This window comes from Hymenobacter yonginensis, assembly GCF_027625995.1.
Lineage (GTDB): Bacteria > Bacteroidota > Bacteroidia > Cytophagales > Hymenobacteraceae > Hymenobacter > Hymenobacter yonginensis.
This window is the reverse complement of the sequence record NZ_CP115396.1, coordinates 2,578,561-2,602,279: the sequence shown is the minus strand read 5'-3', so window position 1 is coordinate 2,602,279 and position 23,719 is coordinate 2,578,561. Positions and strand designations below refer to the sequence as shown.

24 protein-coding genes and 1 tRNA gene are annotated in these 23,719 nt (G+C 60.4%); 16 read left to right on the top strand and 9 right to left on the bottom strand.

The genetic code is table 11. From position 1 onward, the window contains the following. Window positions 1-24: 24 nt before the first annotated feature. The 3 genes from O9Z63_RS11325 (at window position 25) to O9Z63_RS11315 (ending at window position 3,214) form a co-directional block, all read left to right on the top strand. Complete coding sequence (locus O9Z63_RS11325) at window positions 25-1,875, top strand: DUF885 domain-containing protein (RefSeq protein WP_270125324.1); 1,851 nt, start codon at window positions 25-27, stop codon at window positions 1,873-1,875. Between the two features lie 106 nt (window positions 1,876-1,981). Then, window positions 1,982-2,623 (top strand): flavin reductase family protein, encoded by a 642-nt coding sequence (locus tag O9Z63_RS11320; protein WP_270125322.1) that lies wholly within the window; start codon window positions 1,982-1,984, stop codon window positions 2,621-2,623. 87 nt (window positions 2,624-2,710) lie between these two features. After that, window positions 2,711-3,214 carry a DUF4126 family protein gene (locus O9Z63_RS11315; protein WP_270125320.1) on the top strand — a complete coding sequence of 168 codons (504 nt, stop codon included), beginning with the start codon at window positions 2,711-2,713 and terminating at the stop codon, window positions 3,212-3,214. 66 nt (window positions 3,215-3,280) lie between these two features. Here the strand turns inward: O9Z63_RS11315 and O9Z63_RS11310 are convergent, their stop codons facing one another. Beyond that, a complete protein-coding gene (locus O9Z63_RS11310) occupies window positions 3,281-3,601 on the bottom strand; it encodes a hypothetical protein (RefSeq protein WP_270125318.1) in 321 nt (106 codons plus the stop codon). Between the two features lie 130 nt (window positions 3,602-3,731). Here O9Z63_RS11310 and O9Z63_RS11305 point away from each other — a divergent pair, with 130 nt between their 5' ends. The 4 genes from O9Z63_RS11305 (at window position 3,732) to O9Z63_RS11290 (ending at window position 6,793) form a co-directional block, all read left to right on the top strand. Next, window positions 3,732-4,508, top strand: coding sequence for a Dph6-related ATP pyrophosphatase (locus tag O9Z63_RS11305; protein ID WP_270125316.1), 777 nt, complete (start codon window positions 3,732-3,734; stop codon window positions 4,506-4,508). A gap of 73 nt (window positions 4,509-4,581) precedes the next feature. Next, window positions 4,582-4,989 (top strand): thiol-disulfide oxidoreductase DCC family protein, encoded by a 408-nt coding sequence (locus tag O9Z63_RS11300; RefSeq protein ID WP_270125314.1) that lies wholly within the window; start codon window positions 4,582-4,584, stop codon window positions 4,987-4,989. Between the two features lie 214 nt (window positions 4,990-5,203). Then, window positions 5,204-6,211, top strand: a complete 1,008-nt coding sequence (locus O9Z63_RS11295) for a zinc-binding dehydrogenase (protein WP_270125313.1) — start codon at window positions 5,204-5,206, stop codon at window positions 6,209-6,211. A gap of 288 nt (window positions 6,212-6,499) precedes the next feature. Further along, complete coding sequence (locus O9Z63_RS11290) at window positions 6,500-6,793, top strand: hypothetical protein (RefSeq protein ID WP_270125312.1); 294 nt, start codon at window positions 6,500-6,502, stop codon at window positions 6,791-6,793. A 76-nt stretch (window positions 6,794-6,869) separates the two neighbouring features. On the opposite strand, the gene O9Z63_RS11285 is transcribed toward O9Z63_RS11290, so the two are convergent. Then, complete coding sequence (locus O9Z63_RS11285) at window positions 6,870-8,249, bottom strand: FAD/NAD(P)-binding protein (RefSeq protein ID WP_270125311.1); 1,380 nt, start codon at window positions 8,247-8,249, stop codon at window positions 6,870-6,872. A 215-nt stretch (window positions 8,250-8,464) separates the two neighbouring features. Beyond that, a complete protein-coding gene (gene rfaD / locus O9Z63_RS11280; RefSeq protein WP_270125310.1) occupies window positions 8,465-9,433 on the bottom strand; it encodes an ADP-glyceromanno-heptose 6-epimerase in 969 nt (322 codons plus the stop codon). A gap of 161 nt (window positions 9,434-9,594) precedes the next feature. On the opposite strand from rfaD, the gene O9Z63_RS11275 reads away from it, so the two are divergent. From O9Z63_RS11275 to O9Z63_RS11255, 5 genes are all read left to right on the top strand, one after another. After that, window positions 9,595-10,503, top strand: coding sequence for an ABC transporter substrate-binding protein (locus tag O9Z63_RS11275; RefSeq protein ID WP_270125309.1), 909 nt, complete (start codon window positions 9,595-9,597; stop codon window positions 10,501-10,503). A gap of 102 nt (window positions 10,504-10,605) precedes the next feature. After that, complete coding sequence (locus O9Z63_RS11270) at window positions 10,606-11,604, top strand: FecCD family ABC transporter permease (protein WP_270125307.1); 999 nt, start codon at window positions 10,606-10,608, stop codon at window positions 11,602-11,604. 140 nt (window positions 11,605-11,744) lie between these two features. After that, window positions 11,745-12,161 carry a 6-pyruvoyl trahydropterin synthase family protein gene (locus O9Z63_RS11265; protein ID WP_044016814.1) on the top strand — a complete coding sequence of 139 codons (417 nt, stop codon included), beginning with the start codon at window positions 11,745-11,747 and terminating at the stop codon, window positions 12,159-12,161. Between the two features lie 103 nt (window positions 12,162-12,264). Then, entirely contained in the window at window positions 12,265-13,374 is a 1,110-nt protein-coding gene (gene lpxB, locus O9Z63_RS11260; protein WP_270125305.1) for a lipid-A-disaccharide synthase, read from the top strand. Window positions 13,375-13,383: 9 nt separating this feature from the next. Next, complete coding sequence (locus O9Z63_RS11255) at window positions 13,384-13,722, top strand: hypothetical protein (protein WP_270125303.1); 339 nt, start codon at window positions 13,384-13,386, stop codon at window positions 13,720-13,722. A gap of 172 nt (window positions 13,723-13,894) precedes the next feature. Here the strand turns inward: O9Z63_RS11255 and O9Z63_RS11250 are convergent, their stop codons facing one another. The 6 genes from O9Z63_RS11250 to O9Z63_RS11225 form a co-directional block, all read right to left on the bottom strand. Further along, window positions 13,895-14,221: a type II toxin-antitoxin system PemK/MazF family toxin gene (locus O9Z63_RS11250; RefSeq protein ID WP_270125302.1), complete on the bottom strand. Its 327-nt coding sequence runs from the start codon at window positions 14,219-14,221 to the stop codon at window positions 13,895-13,897. Next, window positions 14,215-14,469, bottom strand: a complete 255-nt coding sequence (locus O9Z63_RS11245; RefSeq protein WP_270125301.1) for an AbrB/MazE/SpoVT family DNA-binding domain-containing protein — start codon at window positions 14,467-14,469, stop codon at window positions 14,215-14,217. The genes O9Z63_RS11250 and O9Z63_RS11245 overlap by 7 nt, the downstream gene beginning before the upstream one ends. Window positions 14,470-14,598: 129 nt before the next feature. Further along, complete coding sequence (gene clpX, locus O9Z63_RS11240; protein WP_044016818.1) at window positions 14,599-15,822, bottom strand: ATP-dependent Clp protease ATP-binding subunit ClpX; 1,224 nt, start codon at window positions 15,820-15,822, stop codon at window positions 14,599-14,601. A 214-nt stretch (window positions 15,823-16,036) separates the two neighbouring features. Next, the gene (locus tag O9Z63_RS11235; protein WP_044016820.1) at window positions 16,037-16,747 is read right to left on the bottom strand and encodes a ClpP family protease; all 711 of its coding nucleotides are present in this window, start codon (window positions 16,745-16,747) and stop codon (window positions 16,037-16,039) included. Between the two features lie 111 nt (window positions 16,748-16,858). Beyond that, window positions 16,859-18,184 carry a trigger factor gene (tig, locus tag O9Z63_RS11230; protein ID WP_270125299.1) on the bottom strand — a complete coding sequence of 442 codons (1,326 nt, stop codon included), beginning with the start codon at window positions 18,182-18,184 and terminating at the stop codon, window positions 16,859-16,861. A gap of 122 nt (window positions 18,185-18,306) precedes the next feature. After that, window positions 18,307-18,388, bottom strand: a tRNA-Leu gene (locus tag O9Z63_RS11225). A gap of 289 nt (window positions 18,389-18,677) precedes the next feature. Between O9Z63_RS11225 and O9Z63_RS11220 the strand changes: the two genes are divergently transcribed. The 4 genes from O9Z63_RS11220 (at window position 18,678) to O9Z63_RS11205 (ending at window position 23,126) form a co-directional block, all read left to right on the top strand. Beyond that, window positions 18,678-20,885, top strand: a complete 2,208-nt coding sequence (locus tag O9Z63_RS11220) for a RelA/SpoT family protein (RefSeq protein ID WP_270125298.1) — start codon at window positions 18,678-18,680, stop codon at window positions 20,883-20,885. A gap of 152 nt (window positions 20,886-21,037) precedes the next feature. Further along, window positions 21,038-21,511: a Fur family transcriptional regulator gene (locus O9Z63_RS11215; RefSeq protein WP_044016825.1), complete on the top strand. Its 474-nt coding sequence runs from the start codon at window positions 21,038-21,040 to the stop codon at window positions 21,509-21,511. Next, on the top strand, window positions 21,508-21,855 hold the full coding sequence (locus tag O9Z63_RS11210; RefSeq protein WP_044016827.1) for an STAS domain-containing protein: 348 nt from the start codon (window positions 21,508-21,510) through the stop codon (window positions 21,853-21,855). Before O9Z63_RS11215 ends, O9Z63_RS11210 begins: the two co-directional genes overlap by 4 nt. Continuing rightward, entirely contained in the window at window positions 21,855-23,126 is a 1,272-nt protein-coding gene (locus tag O9Z63_RS11205) for an adenylosuccinate synthase (RefSeq protein WP_270125296.1), read from the top strand. Before O9Z63_RS11210 ends, O9Z63_RS11205 begins: the two co-directional genes overlap by 1 nt. The last annotated feature ends 593 nt before the right edge of the window (window positions 23,127-23,719 follow it).

The following is a 23,719-nucleotide window of genomic DNA, read 5'->3' as shown; positions in this document are numbered from 1 at the left end:
TCCAATTCCACTCCTTCGCTCCGCATGAAAAAAATCGTTCTGACGGGTCTGCTCCTGAGCACGCTGCTCAGCGCCTGCAACCAGACACCGCCCAAAACCGGGGAGGCCGCCACCGTTACCAGCCTGGCCGACGTCAAGGAAATCAGCCAGCTCTTCGACGTGTACTGGGAAGAGCAGGCCAAGCTGTTTCCGCTGGAAGCCACCACCCAGGGCGACAACCGCTACAACGACCAGCTGCCCAACGACGGCACAGAGGCCTTCCGCCAGAACCTGGCTGCCACCTACCAGAAGTATCTGGACGCGCTGCAGAAGTTCGACCGCGAAACGCTGTCGGCTAACGACAAGGTGAGCTACGACATCTTCAAGTACGACCTCGAAAACAAGCTTGAAGGCCTCAAGCTCAACACCTGGATGATGCCGTTTCAGCAGTTCTGGGGCTTGCCGATAACGATGGGCCAGTACGGCTCGGGCGAGGGCGTGCAGCCCTTCAAGACGGCCAAGGACTACGACAACTGGCTGGGCCGCGTGCGGGGCTTCTCGGTGTGGGCCGATACGGCCATCAGCAACTTCCGGGTGGGCATGCAAACCGGCGTGGTGCTGCCCCGGGCTTTGGTGAAAAAAATGATTCCGCAGATGCGCGACCTAGTGGTGATGGACCCCACTAAGAGTTTGTTCTACGGCCCCATCAACAAGCTGCCCGCCGACATGCCGGCCGCCGACAAAGACCGGCTGACGGCCGCCTACCGCAAGGCCATCATGGAGGAGCTGGTGCCAACGTACCAGAAGCTCGGCGACTTCCTGGAGAAGGAATACCTGCCCAAATCCCGCGCCAGCACCGGCATTTCGGGTATTCCGGGCGGCGCGGAGCTGTATAAGTACTACGTGAAAACGTGGACCACCACCGACAAGACGCCCGAGGAAATCTACCAGACCGGCCAGCGCGAAGTGGCCCGCATCCGGCAGGAAATGGAGAAGGTGAAAACCCAGGTGGGCTTTAAAGGCGACCTGCCGGCCTTCTTCGCCGCTCTAAAAACCGACCCCAAGCTGATGCCCTACAAAACGCCGGAAGACGTGCTGGGGGCCTTCCGCGCCATTCAAGCCAAGATTGACCCGAACCTGAAAAAGATGTTCGGCCGCACGCCCAAAACGCCGTTCGAAATCCGCCAGACCGAGGCCTTCCGCGCCGCCTCGGCCTCGGCCGAGTACAACCAGGGCAGCCCCGACGGCTCGCGCCCCGGCATCTTCTACATCCCGATTGTGGACGCCACCAAGTTCAACACCACCTCGGGCATGGAGTCGCTGTTTCTGCACGAAGCCATTCCGGGCCACCACTACCAGATTTCGCTGCAGCAGGAAAACGAGGCCCTGCCCAAGTTCCGTCGCTTTGCCTGGTACGGGGCCATGGGCGAAGGCTGGGCCCTCTACACCGAGAGCCTGGGCAAGGAGCTGGGCCTCTACACCGACCCCTACCAGTACATGGGCGCCCTCGGCGACGAGATGCACCGCGCCATCCGGCTGGTAGTGGACGTGGGCATGCACACCAAAAACATGACCCGCGAGCAGGCCATCCAGTACATGATGGCCAACGAGGCCATCAGCGAGGACGGCGCCACGGCCGAGATTGAGCGCTACATGGCCATTCCGGGCCAGGCCCTGAGCTACAAAACCGGCGCCCTCAAAATTCAGGAGCTGCGCCGCAAGTACGAGGAGCAGCTGGGGGCCCACAGCAGCACCAAGCTGCGCGAAAAGTACGCCGGCCAAAACCGCGCCCACTTCAGCCTCTCCGACTTCCACGACGAGTTGCTGAAGGATGGCGTGATGCCGCTGGCCGTGCTGGAGCGCAAAATGGACACCTGGGCCGCTTCGCAGAAGTAGATTTTAGACGGTTGAATGGCTGAATTGTTAAAGGGCTGGTCGTTCGCCGGAATGGTTGAACGACCAGCCCTTTAACAATTCAGCCATTCAAGCCATAATAAGACAGATGCGCCACCTCACTTCCGACGATATTCTGGGCCTAGAGAAAATCTTCCGCCTTAACCTCATCAATTCGCTGCCCGGCTACAAACCGGCCAACCTTATCGGCACGGCCACCGCGGGCGGCGCCACCAACTTGGCCATTTTCAGCTCGGTGCTGCACCTGGGGTCGGCGCCGGCGGTGCTGGGCATCGTCACGCGCCCGACTACGGTGCCGCGCCACACCTACCAGAACCTCAAAGACACGGGCTGCTTCACTATCAACCACGTGCCCGCCAGCCACGTGGCGCAGGCCCACTACACCTCCGCCGACTTCCCCGCCGAAGAATCGGAGTTCGAAGCCTGCGGCTTCACGGCGGCCTGGCGCGACGGGTTTGCGGCGCCCTACGTGGCCGAAAGCCCCATCAGCATCGGGCTGCGCCTGAAAGAGGAACTGCCCATTCACAACGGCACGGTGCTGCTGGTAGGCACCGTCGAGCACATTTACCTGCCCGAAAACCTGCTGCTGCCCGATGGTACGCTGGATTTGCCCGCCGCCCAGGCCACCTGCATTTCCGGCCTCGATACCTACTATCAGGCCCAGCCGGTGGGCGCCTTCGCCTACGCCCGCCCCGGCCAGGGCCCGCAGCCCAAGCCGGAAGCCAAATAGCCAGGTAGTTTTCAGGAAAAAGGCAGCCACTGCCCGCCAGTGGCCGTTTAAGCGGAAAGTTACTTCTGCATCTGACCTTCTGACAACATGACAAAGCACTTCTGGCAAACCGTAGGCCTGGGCACCGTAGCCGGCTTCCGCAGCATGACGGCTCCGGCCCTGCTCAGCGCCAACCTCGTAAAATTTCATCCGCAGGGCCTGGCCGGCTCGCCATTGCGCTATCTGCAGAAGCCGCTGGTGGCTACCGGTCTCAAACTGCTGGCCGGCGGCGAAATGGTAGGCGACAAGCTCCCGCAAACCCCCGACCGGATTGCGCCGCCCGTGCTGCTGGGCCGTTTGCTGTCGGGCGCGTTGGTAGGGGCGGCGCTGTACCGGGCCAACCACGCTAGCACCCGCAACGGGGCCCTGCTGGGCGGGCTGGTGGCCGGGGCGGCCACGTTCGGCAGCTTCTGGCTGCGCAAAAAGGCCACCCGCGAGTCGGGCCTGCCCATCTCCGTGGTCGGCGGCTTCGAGGATCTGCTGGTACTGGGCAGCGGTTTGGCGCTGTCTAAAGGCAGCGCGGCCGGAGCCCCCGCCGGCTACGCGCTGTAAGCCTCATTAGTCCACAAAAAAGCCCGCCAGCATAGCACTGACGGGCTTTTTTGTGGATTAGAGAACCTAGTCTTTGCCGACGGTAGAGCGGGCTTCGGGCGACTCCTGCGGCATGTTGTTGACCGGCGAGCTGGCGTTGCCGGGGGCACTTTGCAAGCCGGCATCTGCCGACGTTTTCTGGTCGGCGGCGGAGCCTTTGCCGGTGGGCGTTTCCACGCGCTGGCCGCCGCTGAGGCTGTCGCGGTCGGTTTCGTTGGGGGTAGCCGCGGGGGCTTCGGTGAAGTCCTGGCTAGCTTGTGGGTCTTTGCCGGGCGTTTTGTTGTAGTCGCAGGCCGTGAGGGCCAGGCCCAGGCTGCAGGCCAGAAGGAGGGAAGGAAGACGTTTCATGGCAGGTGAAGCAGATGAAGTAGTAGTTAAGACGATGAGCGGATAGCCAGTAGCTTCTGGGCAAACGGCATAGCGCCTGCTTCGGTTGCCGCCGACTTGCACGGTGTGCTGGCGGCCCTACCTTTGGCGCATGCCCGCCCCAACCCTCATGAACTGGAGCGGGGGCAAAGACTCGGCCCTCGCCCTCTACCACGCCCTGCGCGACCCGCGCTACCACGTCACCGATTTGCTCACCAGCGTCAACGCCCACTATCAGCGCGTGTCGATGCACGGGGTGCGGGTGGCGCTGCTGGATCAGCAGGCCCAGCGCATCGGCCTGCCGCTTACCAAGCTGGAGCTGCCCGAAATGCCCGACATGGACGACTACGAGCGCCTGATGGCCGCCACCCTGGCCCCGCTGCAGGACCGCGGCATCCAGCACGCCGTCTTCGGCGACATCTACCTCGAAGACCTGCGCCGCTACCGCGAGCAGCAGCTGGCCCGGGTGGGCATGGAGGCTATATTTCCGCTCTGGCAGCGCCCTAACGCCGATTTGCTGCGCGAATACCTCGACCTGGGCTTCCGGGCCGTGGTGGTGTGCGTCAACGAGAAGTACCTTGATGCCAGCTTCTGCGGCCGCGAACTGAACGCCAACTTCCTGCGCGACCTGCCGCCCGGTGTAGACAGCTGCGGCGAAAACGGCGAGTACCACAGCTTCGTGTTCGATGCGCCGTACTTCAGCGCGCCCATTGCCTTCGAATTAGGCGAAATCGTGCGCCGCACCTACCAGCGGCCGGCTGCCGCCAGCACCGTTTGCCCACCCGCCCCGGCGGCAGAAGCTCCGGCCGAACCCGCCGCCCCCGACCCCTTCGCGCCCGGCTTCTGGTACTGCGACCTGCTGCCGGTGGCCGAAGCCGGCACGCGCTAGCGTAGCCACGGCCGCGCCGAAACAATCCGGCCACTCAGGCAGTCCTGTACCCGAACCGCCCGCTTTCCTGCCCATGCCTGCTTCCTCCCAAATTGTGCTCTTCGATGGTGTGTGCAACCTCTGCAACGGTTTTGTGCAGTTTGTGATTGAGCACGATCCGGCCGCTCGGTTCCGGTTTGCAGCTTTGCAGTCGGCGGCGGGGCAGGCGTTGCTGCGCGAATACCGCCTGCCCGCGCCCCCCGAGCCCGACTCAGTGGTGTTGGTGGCCGATGGTCAGGCCTACACGCATTCGGCGGCGGCGCTGGGCATTCTGGCCGGACTCGGCGGCGGGTGGGCAGTGCTGGCCCGGGTGGGCCGCTGGGCCCCGCGCCCCCTGCGCGACGCCGTGTACCGCTGGGTGGCGCGCAACCGCTACCGCTGGTTTGGCCGCCAGGAAGCCTGCTGGCTGCCAACTCCCGAGCTGAAAGCACGTTTTCTGTAAGCTGTCCGACAGTAAGGCAGCCGACCGAGCACCACGCGGGAAGCCCCGTTATCCGGCGCCTGTACGCCCTCCGGTGTCAGAAACTTTTCCGTCTCCCCAGTGCAAACAGTCGCTCCATAGCAGCAGCTTCCTCCCTGCCATTTGTCATCTGCTACCTGTCACCCGCCACCTGTCACGTGTCACCTCATAACTCCATCACCTCATCACTAAAAATATGCAAGCTCTAGTTCTTGATGGCATCAACCAGGCCGTGCAGCTGCGCGAAGTATCCACCCCGCAGCCGGCTGCCGGTGAGGTGCAGGTGCGCCTGCACGCCGCCGCCCTCAACCACCGCGACGTCTGGATTCAGAAGGGCCAGTACGCCGGTCTGAAATTCCCCATCATCCTCGGCTCCGATGGTGCCGGCACCGTGACGGCCGTTGGCGAAGGCACCGATGCCAGCCTGCTGGGCCAGGCCGTGCTCATCAACCCCGGCCGGCAGTGGGGCGAGCACCCCGCCGCCCAGGGCCGCGACTTCCAGATTCTGGGCTTGCCACAGGATGGCACCTTCGCCGAATATGTGTGCGTAGAAGCCCGCCAGGTGCGGGCCAAGCCAAGCCACCTGAGCTTCGAGCAGGCCGCCGCGCTGCCGCTGGGCGGCGTCACGGCCTACCGCGCCGTGTTTACGCGGGCGGCGCTGCAGCCCGGCGAGCGGGTGCTCATCAGTGGCGTGGGCGGCGGCGTGGCGCTGCTGGCCCTGCAGATGGCCGTGGCCGTGGGCGCGGAAGTGTGGGTGACGTCGGGCTCGGAAGAGAAAATTGCCCGCGCCGTGGCCCTGGGCGCCAAAGGCGGCATCAGCTACAAGGCGGAAAAGTGGCCTGCCACGCTCACCAAGCAGGCCGGCGGTGGCTTCGACGTCATCGTGGACAGCGCCGCCGGGCCGGGCTTCCTCGATTTACTAGATGCCGCCGCGCCGGGCGGGCGCATCGTGTTCTACGGGGCCACGCTGGGCAATATGCCCTCGGTACCGGCCGCCAAGGTGTTCTGGAAGCAGCTGTCCATCCTGGGCTCCACCATGGGCACCGAGCAGGACTTCGCCGCCATGGTTGAGCTGTTTGAGCAACACGGCATCGTGCCGGAAATAGACGAGACGTTTGCGCTGGCCGAGGGCGAAGCCGCCCTGCGCCGTATGGACGAAGGCCTGCAGTTCGGCAAGATCGTGCTGCGGATTGCCGCCGAGTAAGCGAGAAGTTCAGCACAGACCAGCCGCCCGCTGCCGATAGATTGGTAGCGGGCGGCTGCGTGTTTAGCCCTCAGCAACAGCCTGGACGCCGAAAGCAATATCCCCGGCGCGCACTGTCTGAGACTGAGTGTCTTATGAGTTTATGATTTGTATTGTATAATGCTGTTAATCAATGATTTGAAAATTATAAATCCAAAGAAAATAGTTGACGTATACGGAATCAATAAAATGCTAGCAATGTTAGTATTTTGTTAGGATTTCAACCCCGGAATCTGGTAACTTGCCCCTATGAAAACGCCTGCTGAATACCTGCAATGCCCGGTTTTTGAACTGACGTATCCAACGGGCGAAGCAGCCGAATCGGTGCCCGTAGTAGCCTACACCGATGCGCTGCGCGCCGTGGAAGCCGCCCTGGCCGACGCCGAGAAATATAAGTACCTGCTGATGCGGGCCCTGCGCCGCAACCGCGCCGAAGCGGCTGTGGGCTTGGCCCTGGTGCCGCCGGCTTCCAGCGTGCGCGAATTCTCCATCCGCCCTTCCACGCCGGTGCTGCCGCTCTACCCCGATGAGCAGGCCGCCTAAACCCGCCGGGGAATAAAAACCACCATCAAAAAGCCCTGAGCCAGTACGGTTCAGGGCTTTTGTGTGCCTGTTATTGCTACCAGCGGCCAGCCAGCTCCCGCGCCAGCGCCACGGCCTGTTCCCGCAGCTCCGGCACCGCCGTCGACTCGAAGTAGGCGGGGCGGCGGCTGGGACCCAGCGTAAACAGCACTTGCGACGCCTGGCCGTGCCGGTTCAGCAGCGCCCCGTGCGCATCGGTCTGGATGCCCAGCCGCAACGCGTCCGGCACGAGCTGGCCGGCATCGCGCAAGCTAGCTACCAGCGGGTCGCTGATGCGGCTGTAGTCGAGCAGCGGCCCGGTGCAGCTGACGACGTGCCGCGTGCGCAACACGGATTCGGTGTGCTGATGCTGGGAGTGCACCAGCAGGTCATGGTTGTCGGCTACCGTGATGCCACGCACCCGGCCCAGGTGCATGCGGGCCTGGCCGGTGGCCAGCATGTCGCGCACGATGGCGTCGTTCTGCGGGGGGCTGCGGTGGCGTAGCACCGCCCACAACGAGGCCAGGTGCCGCAGAAACCGCGTCTGCTCCGCCGGCGGCCACGCCGCCCAGATCTGGCCCAGGTGTGGGCGGAGCGAGTCGAACACCGGCCGCCAATCATGGCCCTGGGTAGTGGCCTGCCGGATGCGGCGGCGCACGGCGGCCAGCACTTCCCCCACGGAGGCCAGGCCCTGCAGGTCAGTCTGGTAGAAGCTGGGGTAGGGCGCCGTGGCCGGCCCGTGCACCACCGGCCAGCGCTGGTGCCGCGACACAATGGTAACCGGCGCCCGGTGGCCGTCGGCGCGCAAGCCCAGCAGCACGTCCACGGCGGTCAGGCCCGAGCCAATCAGCAGCACTTCCTCGTCCAGCCCAATAGTGCGCAAAGCGCCGGCCGCCCACGGGTTGCCGTGGAAGCCGGGGTGCGTGAGATACGCGCCTGGCCCGGCCGGGGAGAGAGGTGGGAAATTGCCGAGCGCCAGCACCACGGCATCCGAAACCAGGGCAGTGCCATCGGGCAGGTGCACGGTGGCGCGGCGGCCATCGGGCGACACTTCGGCGGCCGTGGCGGCTTGTGGGTGCCACTCAAACCGGAGGCCGTTGGCGGCCGGGCCCGCCAGCAGGCCGGCTACCAGCTCCTGCAGGTAGCGGCCGTAGGTCTGGCGCGAGCAGAAGTTCTGCTCACACGTCAGGCCGTTGGCTTGCAGCCAGTCGGTGAAGTGCGTGGGCTGGTCGGGGAAGGCGCTGAGGGCGGCGGCGCGTACGTTGAGCAGGTACTCGGGGCGGCGGGCGGTGTAGGCCAGGCCGGGCCCGGGCACCGGCCGCGGCTCTACCAGATGCACCGTGCCGCCATGCCACGCCCCCGGCTGCCGCGCCAGCTGCAGCGCCACCATCGAGCCCGAAAAGCCTCCGCCCAGAATCGTAATCGTTGGTTGCCGCAAGAGGTAAACAGGAGTAGGGGTGGCGAATGGGTCCGAAAAAATGGGTGAAAAATAGTTCTTAACAAATCCGGCCCGCCGGCCGGCCGGCCTCATACGCACAGCAGCCCGGCCGTGGAACTACCACAACCGGGCTGCTGATGCTGTCAGGCCACATTCTGCTTCAGAAAACAGGCAGCCGGCGGCCGAAAGTCGGCGCGCAATAAAATTAGGGCCCCTTACAGATAGGCGCCCGGCACCAGGTAGTTGCGCACGTAATCGTCGATGCCGTCTTCGAGGCGGGTGAAGGGCCGCTCGTAGCCGATGCCGCGCAGCTTGCTCATATCGGCCTGCGTGAAATACTGGTACTTGTCGCGGATATCTTCGGGCGTGTCCACGAACCGGATGTCAGCCGTGCGGTCGAGGGCCGCGAAGGTGTTGAGGGCCAGGTCGAGGAAGGTGCGGGCCTCGCCGGTGCCCAGGTTGTAGATGCCGGAGTTGCGGCGGTGGTGCATCAGAAACAAACACACTTCCACCACATCCTTCACGTACACGAAGTCGCGCATCTGGCCGCCGTCGGTGAAGTTGGGATTGTGCGAGCGGAACAGCGTCATGGAGCCCGTTTTGCGGATCTGCTCAAAGGCGTGCAAAATCACGGACGCCATGCGGCCTTTGTGGTACTCGTTGGGGCCGTAGACGTTGAAAAACTTCAGGCCGGCCCAGAAAAACGGCTTCTCCGGCTGGTTGATGGCCCAGTTGTCGAAGTCGTTCTTGGAGTCGCCGTAGGGGTTGAGCGGGCGGTAGAGCGGCAGCAGCGCGTCGTCGTGGTCGGAGTAGCCGAGCGTGCCCGAGCCGTAGGTGGCCGCCGACGAGGCGTACACCAGCGGCAACTGGTACTGCACGCAAGCCTGCCACATCCGCTTGGAATAGTCGAGGTTGAGCAGGTCGAGCACGGCGCGGTCTTGCTCGGTGGTGTCGGTACGGGCGCCGAGGTGGAAGACAAACTCCACGTCGGCGTGGTGGATGTCGAGCCAGTCAAAAAACTCGTTGCGGTCCACGTATTCGCGCAGGTGCTTGCCGGTGAGGTTGGCCAGCTTGCGCTCCACGGCGAAGTTATCGACCACCACAATGTCGTTGAACTTGGCGGCGTTGAGGCGGGTGACAAGGCAGCTGGCAATAAAGCCGGCGGCTCCGGTGACGACTATCATAAGGCAGAGATTTTCACCAAAAGTAAAGCACAGACTACGCGGATTGTTGAGATGCCGCCGATTTCTTTCCCGTCGAAGCCTGAACAAGCGCTTTTCCCGGCCATGCCAAACACCGAAAATCGGTCAGCGGTGGAAGCGCCGCTTGGTGGTACTTTTGGGGTATGCCTTTCTTATTCCGGCGCCTGACGCCGCTGTTGCTGGCCGCGCTGGCCGCCTGCCAATCTGACCCGCCCGCTACCACCACTGCGCCGCCCGCCGCCCCCCAGCAGCTCCGCGACGACCTAGGCCGCCCGCTGCAGGTAGCAGCCCACCCGCGCCGCATCATGGCCCTGGCCGCCTCCAGCACCGAAATGCTCTACGCCGTGGCCGATACGGCTACCATCGTGGCCCGCACCCAGGTCTGCGACTATCCGGCGGCGGCCCTGCGCAAGCCGGTTGTCAGCAGCTACCCGCTGGATATGGAAAAGCTGGTGGCCCTGCACCCCGATGTGGTGTTTACGGTGGAAGGCATTACGTCGCAGGAAGACGCGGCGCGGCTGGCCAGTTTCGGGATTCCGGTGTACTACCAGCGCTTCACGACGGTGGAAGACGTATTCCGGGGGCTGCAAGACATCGGCCGCATCCTGGGCCGCCAGCCCCAGGCGCGCCGCCTCACCGACTCGCTGCGGCGGGAGCTGCGGGCCGTGGCGGCGGCCACGCAGCCGCGTCAGAAGCCGCCCCGCGTGCTGGCCATCACTTGGCAGGACCCCATCTACGCCTACGGTCAGAACACGCTCTTCACCGATAAAATCCGGCTGGCTGGCGGCCAGAACGCCGTGGTCGAGCAGTTCGCGCAGCCCTACCCGGCCCTCACCCGCGAGTACATTCTGAAGCTCAACCCCGATGTGCTGATCGGCGGCAGTTTCGGCAAGCTCGATAGCACCTTTTTCCGCAACTACCCCGAGCTGAAGCGCATACGGGCGTATCAGCAACGTCGCGTCTACGGCATCACCGGCAGCCTCATGGAGCGCCCCGGCCCGCGCGTGGTAGAGTCGGTGCGCGAGCTGCAGCGGCTGTTGAAGGGAAAATAACTGTCATTCCGAGCGCAGCGAGGAATCTGAGTTGCTGCCATGTATGTACCTCAGATTCCTCGCTGCGCTCGGAATGACAGGCAGCCACTACTTTTGCCGCTGATGAACCGACCTGCTCTGCCCTGGATTGTGGCCAGCCTGCTGCTGATGCTGTGGCTGGTGGTGCTGGGGCTGCGCATTGGTTCCTACGCCACCAGCTACGGCTTCGTCTGGCAGACGCTCACGCACTACAACCCCCAAGACCCCGCCCAACTGGTGCTGCTGGAGCTGCGCCTGCCCCGGATTCTGCTGGCCCTGCTAGCCGGCGGCAGCCTGGCCTTCAGCGGCTACCTGATGCAGGCCATGGTCAATAATCCGCTGGCCGACCCGTACCTGCTCGGGACGGCGTCGGGTGGGTCGTTGGGGGCTATTCTGGCGTATTCACTGCTGCCGGTGCTCACGGTGGGCGGCTTCTACCTGCCGCCGCTGTTTGCGCTGGCCGGGGCCCTAGGCACCACGCTGGTAGTGGTGGCCGTGGGCAGCCGCCGGGGCCAGATTCTGCCGGCGCAGCTGCTGCTGGCGGGCGTGGCGCTGGGCTCCCTCACCACGGCCATCGGGGGCGTGTTCACGTTTTTGTCGGCCACGCAGGAGCGGCTGCGCAGCGTCACGTTCTGGGCCGCCGGCAGTTTCGAGCGGGCCGGCTGGACGGTGCTGCCGTATCCGGCGCTGCTGCTGGCGGCGGCGCTGCTGCTGTTCGGCTTCGTGCAGAAAGACCTGAACATTCTGCTGCTGGGTGAAGAACGGGCGCAGGCGCTGGGGGTGCACGTCGCCCGTACGCGCTGGCTGCTGCTGCTCACGGCCTCGGCCCTCACGGGCTGCGTGGTGGCGCTATGCGGCCCGGTGGGGTTCGTGGGTTTGATGGTGCCGCACCTCACGCGCTGGCTGCTGGGCGTCACGGGCCGGGCCAACATGCTGTTCTGTGCCCTGCTCGGGGCCAATTTCCTGCTGGCCTGCGACCTGCTGGCGCGGGTGCTCTACCCGCCGGCCGGCCTGCCGGTTGGCCTGGTCACGGCCCTGTTCGGCGTACCGTTCTTCGTATATTTGCTGCGGAATAAAGGTTGATGCGCTGATTTTCCCATGCGCTGCTCCGCTGATTGCCCTAATCAGCGGCTGGCCACGCGCTTCGTTCTACCGGATTGGCTGCCAGCTTACGGGCTGCATCCGTCACTCCATCAGCCATCAAATACTCAGTACAGCACCGAATGATTTACATCAGCCGACAGGAACACTTCAACGCCGCCCACAAACTCTACAACCCCAAGTGGAGCGAAGAGCGCAACCGGGAAGTGTTCGGCCCCTGCGCCAATACCAACTGGCACGGCCACAATTTCGACCTCATCGTGACCGTGAAAGGCAAGCCCGACCCCGAAACCGGCTTCGTCATCGACCTCAAGCAGCTCAGCACCGTCATCCGCACGCACATCATCGACCAGGTAGACCACAAAAACCTGAACCTCGACGTGCCGTTCATGCAGGGCCAGATGGCCAGCACCGAAAACCTGGCCATTGCCTTCTGGCAGATTCTGGCGCCCGAAATCGAGCGGATTTCCGCTGCCCGCCTGCACAGCATCAAGCTCTACGAGACGCCCCGCAACTTTGTGGAATACCTGGGCGAGTAGATGGTCAAATGGCTGCATGGCTAAATGGCTGTCTGTTCAGATAATCAATCAGCCGTTTAACCATTTGCCACTTCAACCATTCAACAATTCAATCATTTAGCAATTGAAATACTACCTCATTGCTGGCGAACGGTCCGGCGACTTCCATGCGGCTAGCCTGATGGCAGAGCTGCAGCACCAAGACCCGCAGGCGGATTTCCGGTTCTGGGGAGGCGACCAGATGCAGGCAGTGGGCGGCACCCAGGTGCGCCACTACCAGGAAATGGCCATCATGGGGTTTTGGGAGGCCGCTACCAGCGTGCTCAAGTTTCGCGGCTACCTCAAGGAAGCCCAGCGCGACCTGCTCCAGTACAAGCCCGACGTGCTGATTCTGGTGGACTATGCTGGCTTCAATATGCGGGTGGCCAAGTTTGCCAAGGAGCAGGGCATTAAGGTGTTCTACTACATTTCGCCCAAAATCTGGGCCTGGAACCAAGGGCGCGTCCACAACGTGAAGAAGCTCGTGGACCGGATGTTCGTCATTCTGCCCTTCGAGAAAGACTTCTACCAGCGTTTTGGCTACGAAGTCGACTACATCGGCAACCCCATTTCCGACTCGGTAGCCGAGCACCAGGCTGCCACCGACTTCTACCAGCGCAACCACCTCGACCCCGAACGGCCCATTATTGCGGTGCTGCCCGGCTCGCGCAAGCAGGAAATCGAGGAGATGCTCTACGAAATGACGGCCATCATCCCGCCGTTTCTGCAGTACCAGTTCATCGTGGCCGGCGTCGACAACCTCGACCCCAATTACTACGCCCACTTCGAGCGCAACAACGTCCGCATCATCTTCGACCAGACCTACGACCTGCTGGCGCATGCCAAGGCCGCGCTGGTCACCAGCGGCACCGCCACGCTGGAAACGGCCCTCTTCAACGTGCCGCAGGTGGTCTGCTACCGCACCAGCGCCGTGTCCTACGCAATAGGAAAAGCCGTTATCAAGGTGCCCTACATTTCCCTCGTCAACCTCATTGCCGACAAGGAAGTGGTGAAGGAGCTGATTCAGGGCGAATTCAACTCCCGCAACCTCGTCACCGAGCTCAAGAAAATTACCGCCGACGAGGCCTTCATCGCGAAGCAAAAAGCCGACTACGCCGAAATCCGCGCGAAGCTAGGCCAGCAGAAATCCGCCGAGAAGGCTGCCAAGCTGATGGTGGGGTATTTAAAAAAATGATAATTAAATATGCTGAGTGATAATGAAGAGAAAGTCGATAGATATGCTTTCTATTTGTTGATTATTGCTTCCTTTGTTTTAGTAGCGTTTTATTATTATGATGTAAGTAAGTTCAATGCTATTGAAAATAGCGGTGCTAGAGTTGAAGCACAAGTAATGCACGTGCAATTTTTGAGGAACGACTGGAATACACTTTTAGAATATCAGTACAAAGGAAAATGGTATATTCAGCATTGTCTGTCAACTGAAGAATATCATGTGGGGGATACAGTAGTAGTAAAATTTGAATTAGATAAGCCGGAGGATAGATTAATCATTTTGGGTCATGATTCCATAGCTCACTACTGACATCTACCTCTAGCTACCAATGAGAAAAGGCAGAACCTATCCGGTTCTGCCTTTTCTCATTGGTAGCTGCTGTCATCTACGCCGCCTGCAACTGCTTGATGGCCATCTGCTCGAACTTGCTCCAAGTATATTCCTCGTTAATCACCAGTTACTTCACGCCTTCTTCGCAGCCTCAATACTGAAACAACTCCTGCAGCACTGCACAAATCTCCTGGGCAGCTGAATCCGGCAGTGTCCCTAGCTTCCGCATCAGCCGGGTTTTGTCCACTGAGCGGATTTGGTCCAGCGCTACCTGCCCTTCTTTGGCCTCAAACTCACAGTTCACTCGCGAAGGGTAGTTGCGGCGGGTGCTGGTCAGGGCTGCAATAATGACGGTGCGCAGGTGGCGGTTCAGCTCATTCGGAGAGATGATAACGCACGGGCGGGTTTTGTTGATTTCGCTACCTTGGGTGGGGTCAAGGTTTACGAGCCATACCTCAAACCGGGAAATTGCTACCATGTCCACTCGTCTTCAGAGGCATCGGCAAACCCTTCCAGCATCTCTTCCTCCGGCTCTTCGCCGGCGGCGGTTGCCGCGGCAAAGCGGGCGTCCCAATCCTGGCGGGCCGGCCGCAGCACGGGCGTAATCAGCAGGCCATCCGGAGTAGCCCGCAAATCTACTTCGCCCGACAGATGATATTGTTGCAGCAGTTTCTTCGGTAGCACAATCCCCTGGGAATTGCCTACCCGGATGATGCGGGTTTGCATAGGTGTAAATGTAAGTACAATGTAATTACAAACGGAGCGGGCTATTGCTTTTGTTCCGTCTCTCGGCATCCCAACGAAAAAGGCAGAACCGGTTAGATTCTGCCTTTTCCATTGAGTCAATAAAATCATCTACGCCGCGCGCAACTGCTTCAACGCTGTCTGCTCGAACTTGCTCCTGGCGTAGTCTTCGTCAATGACCAGCTCTTTCACGCCTTCCTCGGAGGGCATGTCGAACATGGCGTCGGTCATGATGCCTTCGCAGATGCTGCGCAGGCCACGGGCCCCGAGGCGGTACTCGTCGGCCTTCACCACGATGTACTCCAGGGCGCCCTCCGAGAAGCTGAGCTGAATGCCTTCCATGTCGAAGAGGCGCTGGTACTGCTTCACGATGGAGTTCTTGGGCTCCGTCAGGATTTTGCGCAGCGTGGCGTGGTCGAGCGGGTTGAGGTGCGTGAGCACCGGCAGGCGCCCAATCAGCTCCGGAATCAGGCCGAAGGCTTTCAGGTCCTGGGCCGTTACGTAGCGCAGGAAGTTGTTGGTGTCCACCTTCTCGTCGAGCTGCGTTTTGGCAAAGCCAATCGGCTTGGTGTTGAGGCGGTTTTTGATGATGCGCTCAATGCCCACGAAGGCGCCGCCGCAGATGAACAGGATGTTTTCGGTGTTCACCGTAATCATCTTTTGCTCGGGGTGCTTGCGGCCGCCGTGCGGGGGCACGTTCACCGTCGTGCCTTCCAGCAGCTTCAGCATGGCCTGCTGCACGCCTTCGCCGCTCACGTCGCGCGTGATGCTGGGGTTGTCGCTCTTGCGGGCAATCTTGTCGATTTCATCGATGTAGACGATGCCGCGCTCGGCCGCTTCCACGTTGTAGTCGGCGGCCTGCAGCAGGCGCGTCAGGATGCTTTCCACGTCTTCGCCCACGTAGCCGGCCTCGGTCAGTACGGTAGCGTCGGCAATGCAGAAGGGCACCTGCAGGATGTTGGCCAGCATGCGCGTCAGGAAGGTCTTGCCAGTGCCGGTTTCGCCCACCATGATGATGTTCGACTTCTCAATCACCACGTCATCCTTCTGCGGCTTCTGCATCAGGCGCTTGTAGTGGTTGTACACTGCCACCGACATCACCTTCTTGGCTTCGTCCTGACCCACCACGTACTGGTCGAGGTAGTCCTTCATCTCGCGGGGCTTCACGAGGTTGAATTTCGGCGCTTTCGAGCTCGTCCGAATCTTGTTTTCCTCGTTCAGAATCTGCTGGGCCTGCCCGACGCACCGCTCACAGATGTGCGCGTTGATGCCGGAAATCATAACCGAGACGTCTTTTTTATTCTTTCCGCAGAAAGAACACGTTATATCTGCCATTGCCAGGGAAGCTCTCAGGGTAGGGGAGGAGCAGCCACTTGCGCCGCTCCACCTCAAAGGTACGAAAAGGCCAACGCCCTGCACGGCTAAAAAAGTGCCGGCAGTACTGGCTTCTATTTAAGCAAAAAGGTCCGCCGAAGCGGACCTTTTTGGGGTAGTAAGTTGGTAAAGAGCGTCATGCCGGGCGTGGCCAGGCTTGGCGCTTCCTGGCAGATTACTCGGCCTTCTTCTTTTCCAGCACCTCGTCAATCAGGCCGTACTCTTTGGCCTCATCGGCGCGCATCCAGTAGTCACGGTCGGAGTTGTCGTGGATTTCCTGGTAGGTTTTGCCGGTGTGCTCGGCCAGAATGTCGTACAGTTCCTTCTTGAGCTTGAGGATCTCGCGGGCCGTGATTTCGATATCCGACGACTGGCCTTGCGCGCCACCCGAAGGCTGGTGAATCATGACGCGGGCGTGGGGCAGAGCCGAACGCTTGTCTTTGGCGCCGCCAGCCAGCAGTACGGCACCCATCGAGGCCGCCAGACCCGTGCAGATCGTGGCCACGTCGGGGTTCACGTACTGCATGGTGTCATAGATGCCAAGGCCGGCATACACCGAGCCGCCGGGCGAGTTGATGTAAAGCAGAATGTCCTTCTTGGCATCTACCGACTCCAGAAACAGCATCTGCGCCGTCAGGATGTTGGCAATGTAGTCGTCAACGGCCGTGCCCAGGAACACAATCCGGTCCATGATCAGGCGCGAAAACACGTCAATTTCAGCGAAACGCGTAGGGCGCTCCTCAATTACCGAGCGGGTCATGCCGGTAGGCATGATCAGGCCGTTGCGGGTCTGGCCTTCTACGTGTTGGATATATTGGTCAACGCCCAGCCCGTTCAGGCCCTGGCCGTGAACGGCGAATTTGCGGAACTCTTTCTTATTCAGCATGGGAGAAAATGAGGGAGATGAAAGGAATCAAACGAAGTGCATGGACAACAAAAAAGCCCATACGGCAAGTAAGGGCTTTTTTGTTGGTTCGAAAACCGAAAATGTCAGCGGTTAGCCAGCATTCTGATTGCGGAAGTCCTCGGCCGTAATCGGGTTGTCGTTAACAACAACTTTGCCGCGCAGGTTTTCCAGCACACGTTCTGCCAGAATGGCTTCATACTCGCTGATGTAGTTCTTGCCGTTCTCCTGACGCAGGTAGTTGTCAGCAAAGCCGCGCACCGACTCTTCCAGCTCCGGGGTCATTTCCATGTTGAACTGGCCCAGGATTTTCTGCATCGTGCGGTCTACGATTTCCTCGTTGGAAACTTTCAGCTCCTGCTCTTCCACCACTTTGTTGCGGATCAGGCTCCACTTCAGCTCCTTCTCGTAGTCGTCGTAGTGCTCTTCAATCTGCTCGGCGGTCAGCTTGCCTTCGTTGGCACGCAGCAACCACTTCTTGAAGAATTCCTTCGGAATCTCAATCGTGGTGTTTTCCAGCATCTTGTCGATGATCTGGCGGTTCACGAGGTTGTCGGCCTCACGGTCGTAGTTCTCCTGTACCGTGCTGCGTACTTTCTCTTCGTACTCCTCTTTCGAGGTCACGATGTCTTTGCCGAACACCTTGTCAAACAGCTCCTGGTTGTGCTCAGGGGCGGCGCTGCGGTTGATTTTGTCTACCGTCAGCGTGTATTCGCCTTCGGCGGCAGCGGCTTCATCCTTGCTGAAGCCGGTGAAGTTGCGGATAGCGGCTTCGTCGCCGAAAGCCTCCTTCAGGTCGAACGTTACCACGTCGCCCGACTTCACGCCAACAAATTTGTCAGCGCCGGTTTTCACTTTGTTGATGGGCAGCAGCACGGGACGGCCTTCGCCTTCCTCGCCGGCTTTGGCCAGCTTGCCGGTCAGGTAGTCGCCAGCTTCCGAAACCTCGGGCTCCGAGTTTTCGCCGAACTGACGGCCAATCTGCTCATACGTTTCGTTGAGGGTGTTTTCGTCGAGGTCAACCTTGTGGCGGTCAACGGAAACGCTCTGGTCGGCGGGCAGCTCGAAATCGGGCAGCAAGCCCAGCTCGAACTGGAAAGCGTAGTCTTTCTGCGCGTCCAGGTCGATGTTGTTGGACATCGGCAGGGGCTCGCCCAGGATTTTGAGGTTGTTGTCTTTGATGTAGCCGTCAACCGCCTTGCCCAGCAACGCGTTGATTTCGTCGGCCAGGATGCCTTTGCCGTACATCTTGCGCACCAGCGTAGCCGGTACTTTGCCCGGGCGGAACCCTTTGATCTGCGCCTTCTTGCTGTAGTCCTTCAGCTTGGCATCCACCGCCGGAGCATAGTCAGCCTCCGTGAGGTTTACTGTCAGGATGGCATTCAGTTGGTCGTCTTTCTTGTCGAGGGTAATGTCCAAAACGAGGGTCGGTTAAGGGTACTACGGGTGTAAACAACGGGCAAAACCCGGTTAAAAAGAAACCCCCAACGGGTGGGTTGAGGGTTTGAGAAGCGGTTTGTAAAGTCAAAACCAGACTACTGTGCGGATGGAGGGACTCGAACCCACACGCCTTGCGGCACCAGATCCTAAGTCTGGCACGTCTACCAATTTCGCCACATCCGCGTCCGGAGGCCAACTGCCTCGGGGGCGCAAAGCTACGTAAGGCAATTGAAAATTCCAATGTAGCCGGTGCTTTAGCTTTCAGGTCAACTCTTTTACGCCGCGCGCCAAGCGGGCAGGGGTTGCCCGAAGGCAGTTTGGGCGGTGCCGGCCGCCGGCGTGCACCATCCGGGGCAGCCCGTTGTTAGAGAATAGGCAGCGGCCGGATTCTGTCCGGCGCAGGCCGAAGCTTGCGCTTCATCCCGTACTTTAGCACTTCCTGACCCTGGCGCCCTGGCGCCGCCCGTGTAGCATGGCCACCCTTATCGACCCCGAAATAGAGCGCCAGGAAATCCTGCGCCAATACCGCCGCCTCCTCCGCACGGCCAAGCCGTATCTAAAGGAAGGCGACGCCAAGCTGATCAAAAAAGCCTTCAACACGTCGCTGGAGGCCCACAAAGACATGCGCCGCAAGTCCGGCGAGCCCTACATTCTGCACCCGCTGGCCGTGGCCCAGATTGTGGTGGAGGAAATCGGGCTGGGTACCACCAGCATCGTGGCCGCGCTGCTGCACGATGTGGTAGAGGACACGCCCTGGGAAATTGCCGACGTCGAGCGCGAGTTCGGCGTCAAGGTGGCCCGTATCGTGGATGGTCTGACCAAGATTTCGGGCGTGTTCGAGTACGGCACGTCCGAGCAGGCCGAGAACTTCCGTAAGATGCTGCTCACGCTCTCCGAAGACGTGCGCGTCATCCTCATCAAGCTCGCCGACCGCCTGCACAATATGCGGACCCTTGACTCGATGCCGCGCCACAAGCAGCTCAAGATTTCCTCGGAAACCATCTACCTCTACGCGCCGCTGGCTCACCGGCTAGGCCTCTACGCCATCAAGACGGAGCTGGAGGACCTGCACCTCAAGTACACCGACACGGAGGTGTACAATGAGCTGGTGAACCGCGTGCGCCAGAGCCGCAGTGCCCGCAACCGGTTTATCAAGGAGTTCGTGCAGCCGATTGACGAGGAGCTGTCGGCGCAGGGCTTTGCCTTTGAAATCAAAGGGCGTCCCAAAAGCATCTACTCTATCTTAAAGAAGATGCGCAAGCAGAACATCACCTTTGATGAGGTGTACGACCTGTTTGCCATCCGCGTGATTCTGGAGGTGCCGCAGGAGCAGGAGAAGGCCGCCTGCTGGCAGGTCTACAGCATCGTTACGGATTTCTATCAGCCCAACCCCGACCGCCTGCGCGACTGGGTGAGCACGCCCAAAGCCAACGGCTACGAAAGCCTGCACACCACCGTCATGAGCCGCTCGGGCCAGTGGGTGGAAGTGCAGATCCGGAGCCGCCGCATGGACGACATTGCCGAGAAAGGCTACGCCGCGCACTGGAAGTACAAGGAAACCGGCGCTATCCAGCCCGAGTCGACGCTGGAAGCCTGGATCAACAAGGTGCGCGAGATGTTGGAAACCAACAATTCCAGCGCCCTGGAATTCATGGACGAGTTCCGCCAGAACCTGTTCGTGAAGGAAGTCTACGCCTTCACGCCCAAAGGCAAGCTGGTCATTCTGCCCGATAAGGCCACGGCCCTCGATTTCGCCTTCGACATCCATACCCACATCGGCCTGCAGTGCCTCGGCGCCAAAGTCAACCAGAAGCTGCAGCCGCTTAGCTACCAGCTCCGCAACGGCGACCAGGTCGAAATCCTGACCTCGCAGAAGCAGAAGCCCACCGAAGAATGGCTGCAGTACGTCATTACGTCTAAGGCCCGCTCCAAAATCAAGGACTGGCTCCGCGACGATAAGCGCGCCAAGGCCGAGGATGGCCGCTTCCTGGTGGAAAAGCGCTTGGAGCTGCTGGGCATAGAGTTTTCACCCGAAAACCTGAACCGGTTGCTGGCGCACTTCAACACTTATAGTGTACAGGAGTTTTACTACCGCCTAGCCATTGGGCAGCTGGACGGCCGCGAAATCAAGGCCGATCTGTTCAGCGCGGCAATAGAGGCTCCCCGGCCACCGTCGATGCTGGAGCCCAAAGCCTTCGACCACGAAGTGCAGAAAGTGCGCGGCGTCAACGCCAACATGCTCGTCATCGGGGAGCAAACCGACAAGTTCGACTACAGCATTGCGCCCTGCTGCAACCCCATCCCCGGCGATGATGTGTTCGGCTTCGAGACGGAAGACGGCATCGTCATCCACCGCACTTCCTGCCCCAAAGCCGTGCAGATGATGTCCAACTACGGCAACCGTATCGTGCGCGCCAAATGGACCGATCAGCTGGAGCTGGCGTTCCTGGCCGGCATCCGCATCAAAGGCTCCGATAGGGTAGGGCTCGTGAACGATGTCACGCGCATCATCAGCAACAGTCTCAAGGTAAACATGCGCTCCATCACCATCGACTCCGACGACGGCATGTTCGAAGGCCAGATCATGGTGTTCGTCAACGATACCGCCCACCTGAACAAGCTCATCCAGCGCCTGTCGCGCGTAAACGGTGTGCTGGTGGTGCAGCGGTTCGATACGTAAGGGCTGCGTAGTTCTAAAAGGCTTTAGATAAATCCTGCGGTACAAAAGAGTATAAAACAAAATGTGTTGCAGGGGCTTCTGGAGGCGAATAGGCGTGCTTCCGGGGCGTTGCCGTATCTTTGTTTCACTCCTTATATAATAGGTCGCCTAAAATGCTCGACAAAGAGAAGTACGAGGAAGTGAAAAAGATCTTCACTGCTTACCTCGAAAATAAAGGATTGCGCAAAACGTCTGAGCGGTACGCCATTCTGGAGGAAATCTACTCGCGCACCGGCCACTTTGATGTGGAGGAGCTGTACGCCGGCATGAAAACCCAGGGCCTGCAGGTCAGCCGCGCTACCGTCTACAACACTTTGGATTTGCTGGTTGAGCACGGCCTGGTCAGCAAGCATCAGTTTGGCCGTAATCTGGCGCAGTACGAGAAAAGCTACGGCTACCGCCAGCACGACCACGTCATCTGTACCGAATGCCACAAGGTGGTTGAGTTTTGCGATCCGCGCATCCATGGCATCCAAACCATGGTCGGGGAGTTACTCAACTTCCATATCTTGCACCACTCTTTAAACCTATACGGCGTGTGCGGCGACTGCCGCGCCAAAGCCGCTGCCCGTTCCCAAGCTGAATGAAAACAGAATCCTCCGTCCAGGACGGCATCCTCTTCGTGCGCCTCTCCGGCGACCTGATCGGCAGCCCCGATACCCAGCAGCTCCTGCAATCCGTCGATCAGCAGCTCGGAGAAGAAGTGCGCCATTGCGCCATCGACCTCTCCGATGTTCGCTACATCAACAGCACCGGCATCGGTGTGCTGGTATCGTTGCTGACTAAGTTCCGCAGCCGCGGGGGCGAGCTGGTGCTGATCAACCCAGCCGAACACCCCCGCAAAATGCTGGCGCTGACCAAGCTGAACGCCATTTTCTCCATTGCCGATGATGAACAATCGGCTGCTCAACAGTTAAAATCCGCAAACTAATGCCCGTTGATGTACTAGTAGGACTACAGTGGGGTGACGAGGGCAAAGGCAAGATTGTCGATGTTCTGGCCCCCACCTACGACGTAGTAGCCCGCTTCCAGGGTGGCCCCAATGCCGGCCACACCCTCACCTTCGATGGTACCAAGCACGTATTGCACCAGGTGCCCTCCGGTATCTTCCATCCGCACATCATCAATGTAGTCGGCAACGGCGTCGTGCTCGACCCGGTGGTGTTCCGGCAGGAGCTGCAGAAGCTCACCGACCGGGGCGTTGATTGGGGCCAGAACCTCTACATTTCCCGTAAGGCGCAGCTCATCCTGCCCTCGCACCGCGCCCTCGACCGTATCAGCGAAGAAGCCCGCGGCGGTAGCAAGATCGGCTCCACCCTGAAGGGCATCGGCCCCACTTACCAGGATAAAATCGGTCGTACTGGCCTCCGTGTCGGCGACATTCTGCTTCCCGATTTTCAGCAGCGCTACCAAGAAGCCGTAGCTCGTCACACCACCCTCGCAGAATTCCACGGCCGCGGCCTCGAAATTGAAGAATTCGAGGCCGATTTCTTTTCTGCCGTCGACTTCCTGCGCACTCTGCAGCTCACCGACACCGAATACCTGCTCAACGACCTGTTGCGCCAGGGCAAAAACGTGCTGGCCGAAGGTGCTCAGGGCTCCATGCTGGATATCGACTTCGGGACCTATCCCTACGTTACCTCTTCCAGCACCATCGTAGCCGGCGCCTGCACCGGCCTCGGTATCGCGCCGCGCCACATCAATAAGGTCTACGGAATCAGCAAGGCCTACTGCACCCGCGTGGGCAGCGGCCCGTTCCCCACCGAGCTCCACGACGAAGTAGGAGAGCAAATCCGGCAGGCTGGCCGGGAGTTCGGCTCCACCACCGGCCGCCCGCGCCGCTGTGGCTGGATCGATTTGCCCGCCCTGCGCTACAGCATCATGCTGAATGGCGTCACGGAGATCCACCTCATGAAGGCCGACGTGCTCGACGAGTTCGATGAAATCCGGGTATGCACGCATTACCAGCTCCCCAACGGCGAACAGACAGACCATCTGCCCGACCACGGCGACCTGGCGCGTCTCACTCCTATATATAAGAGCCTGCCTGGCTGGCGCACTCACCTGCAGTCCATCACCGACCCAGCGTCCTTGCCACAGGAGCTGAAAAGCTACGTGAAGTTCCTCGAAGAGCATCTGGAAGTGCCGGTAAGCATCGTCAGCGTCGGGCCGGATCGAGTGAGCACACTGCACCTTGCCTAGCCATCTAACCTATACAAAAGCTGCGGCAACTCAATTATAATGAGTGGCCGCAGCTTTGTGTATTAAAATAATGGTATGTAAAATATTGTTTGTCAGTGTGATGGACTGCGTCAAAGGCCAAAGCCGACAGCAACCCTTGTCTCATACATACTCTTTCGCCATCTTTGCACCCCCAAGTCAAACGGATGCGGGCAGGGTGCTGAAGAATATTTCTTCAGCACTTGCACATATCGAAAGAAGCGTCTTACCTTTGCAGCCCGCTTCAACCGGAGGCGGCCACTGAAAAACACGGCACAGAAAAACACGAAAAGTTTTTCTTGCAAATCAGAAACCGCTTCTTACCTTTGCAGCCCGCTTCACACGGAAGGGGGGCGCCGAGAAAGAAAAGCCAGCGAAAAACGCGAAAAGTTTTTCTTGCCGGTCCCGAAAAGTTACTTACCTTTGCAGCCCGCTTCACACGGAAGGGGAAACGAAAGATAAGCGTACCGACTCAGTTCTTGAGTCACCGAGTTTCACCAATTGGGTGAGACATACGTTCTTTGAATGGATGGAAATGACAAATAGGTAAGCTTCGTGGCTTGTTTTTCTTCGGA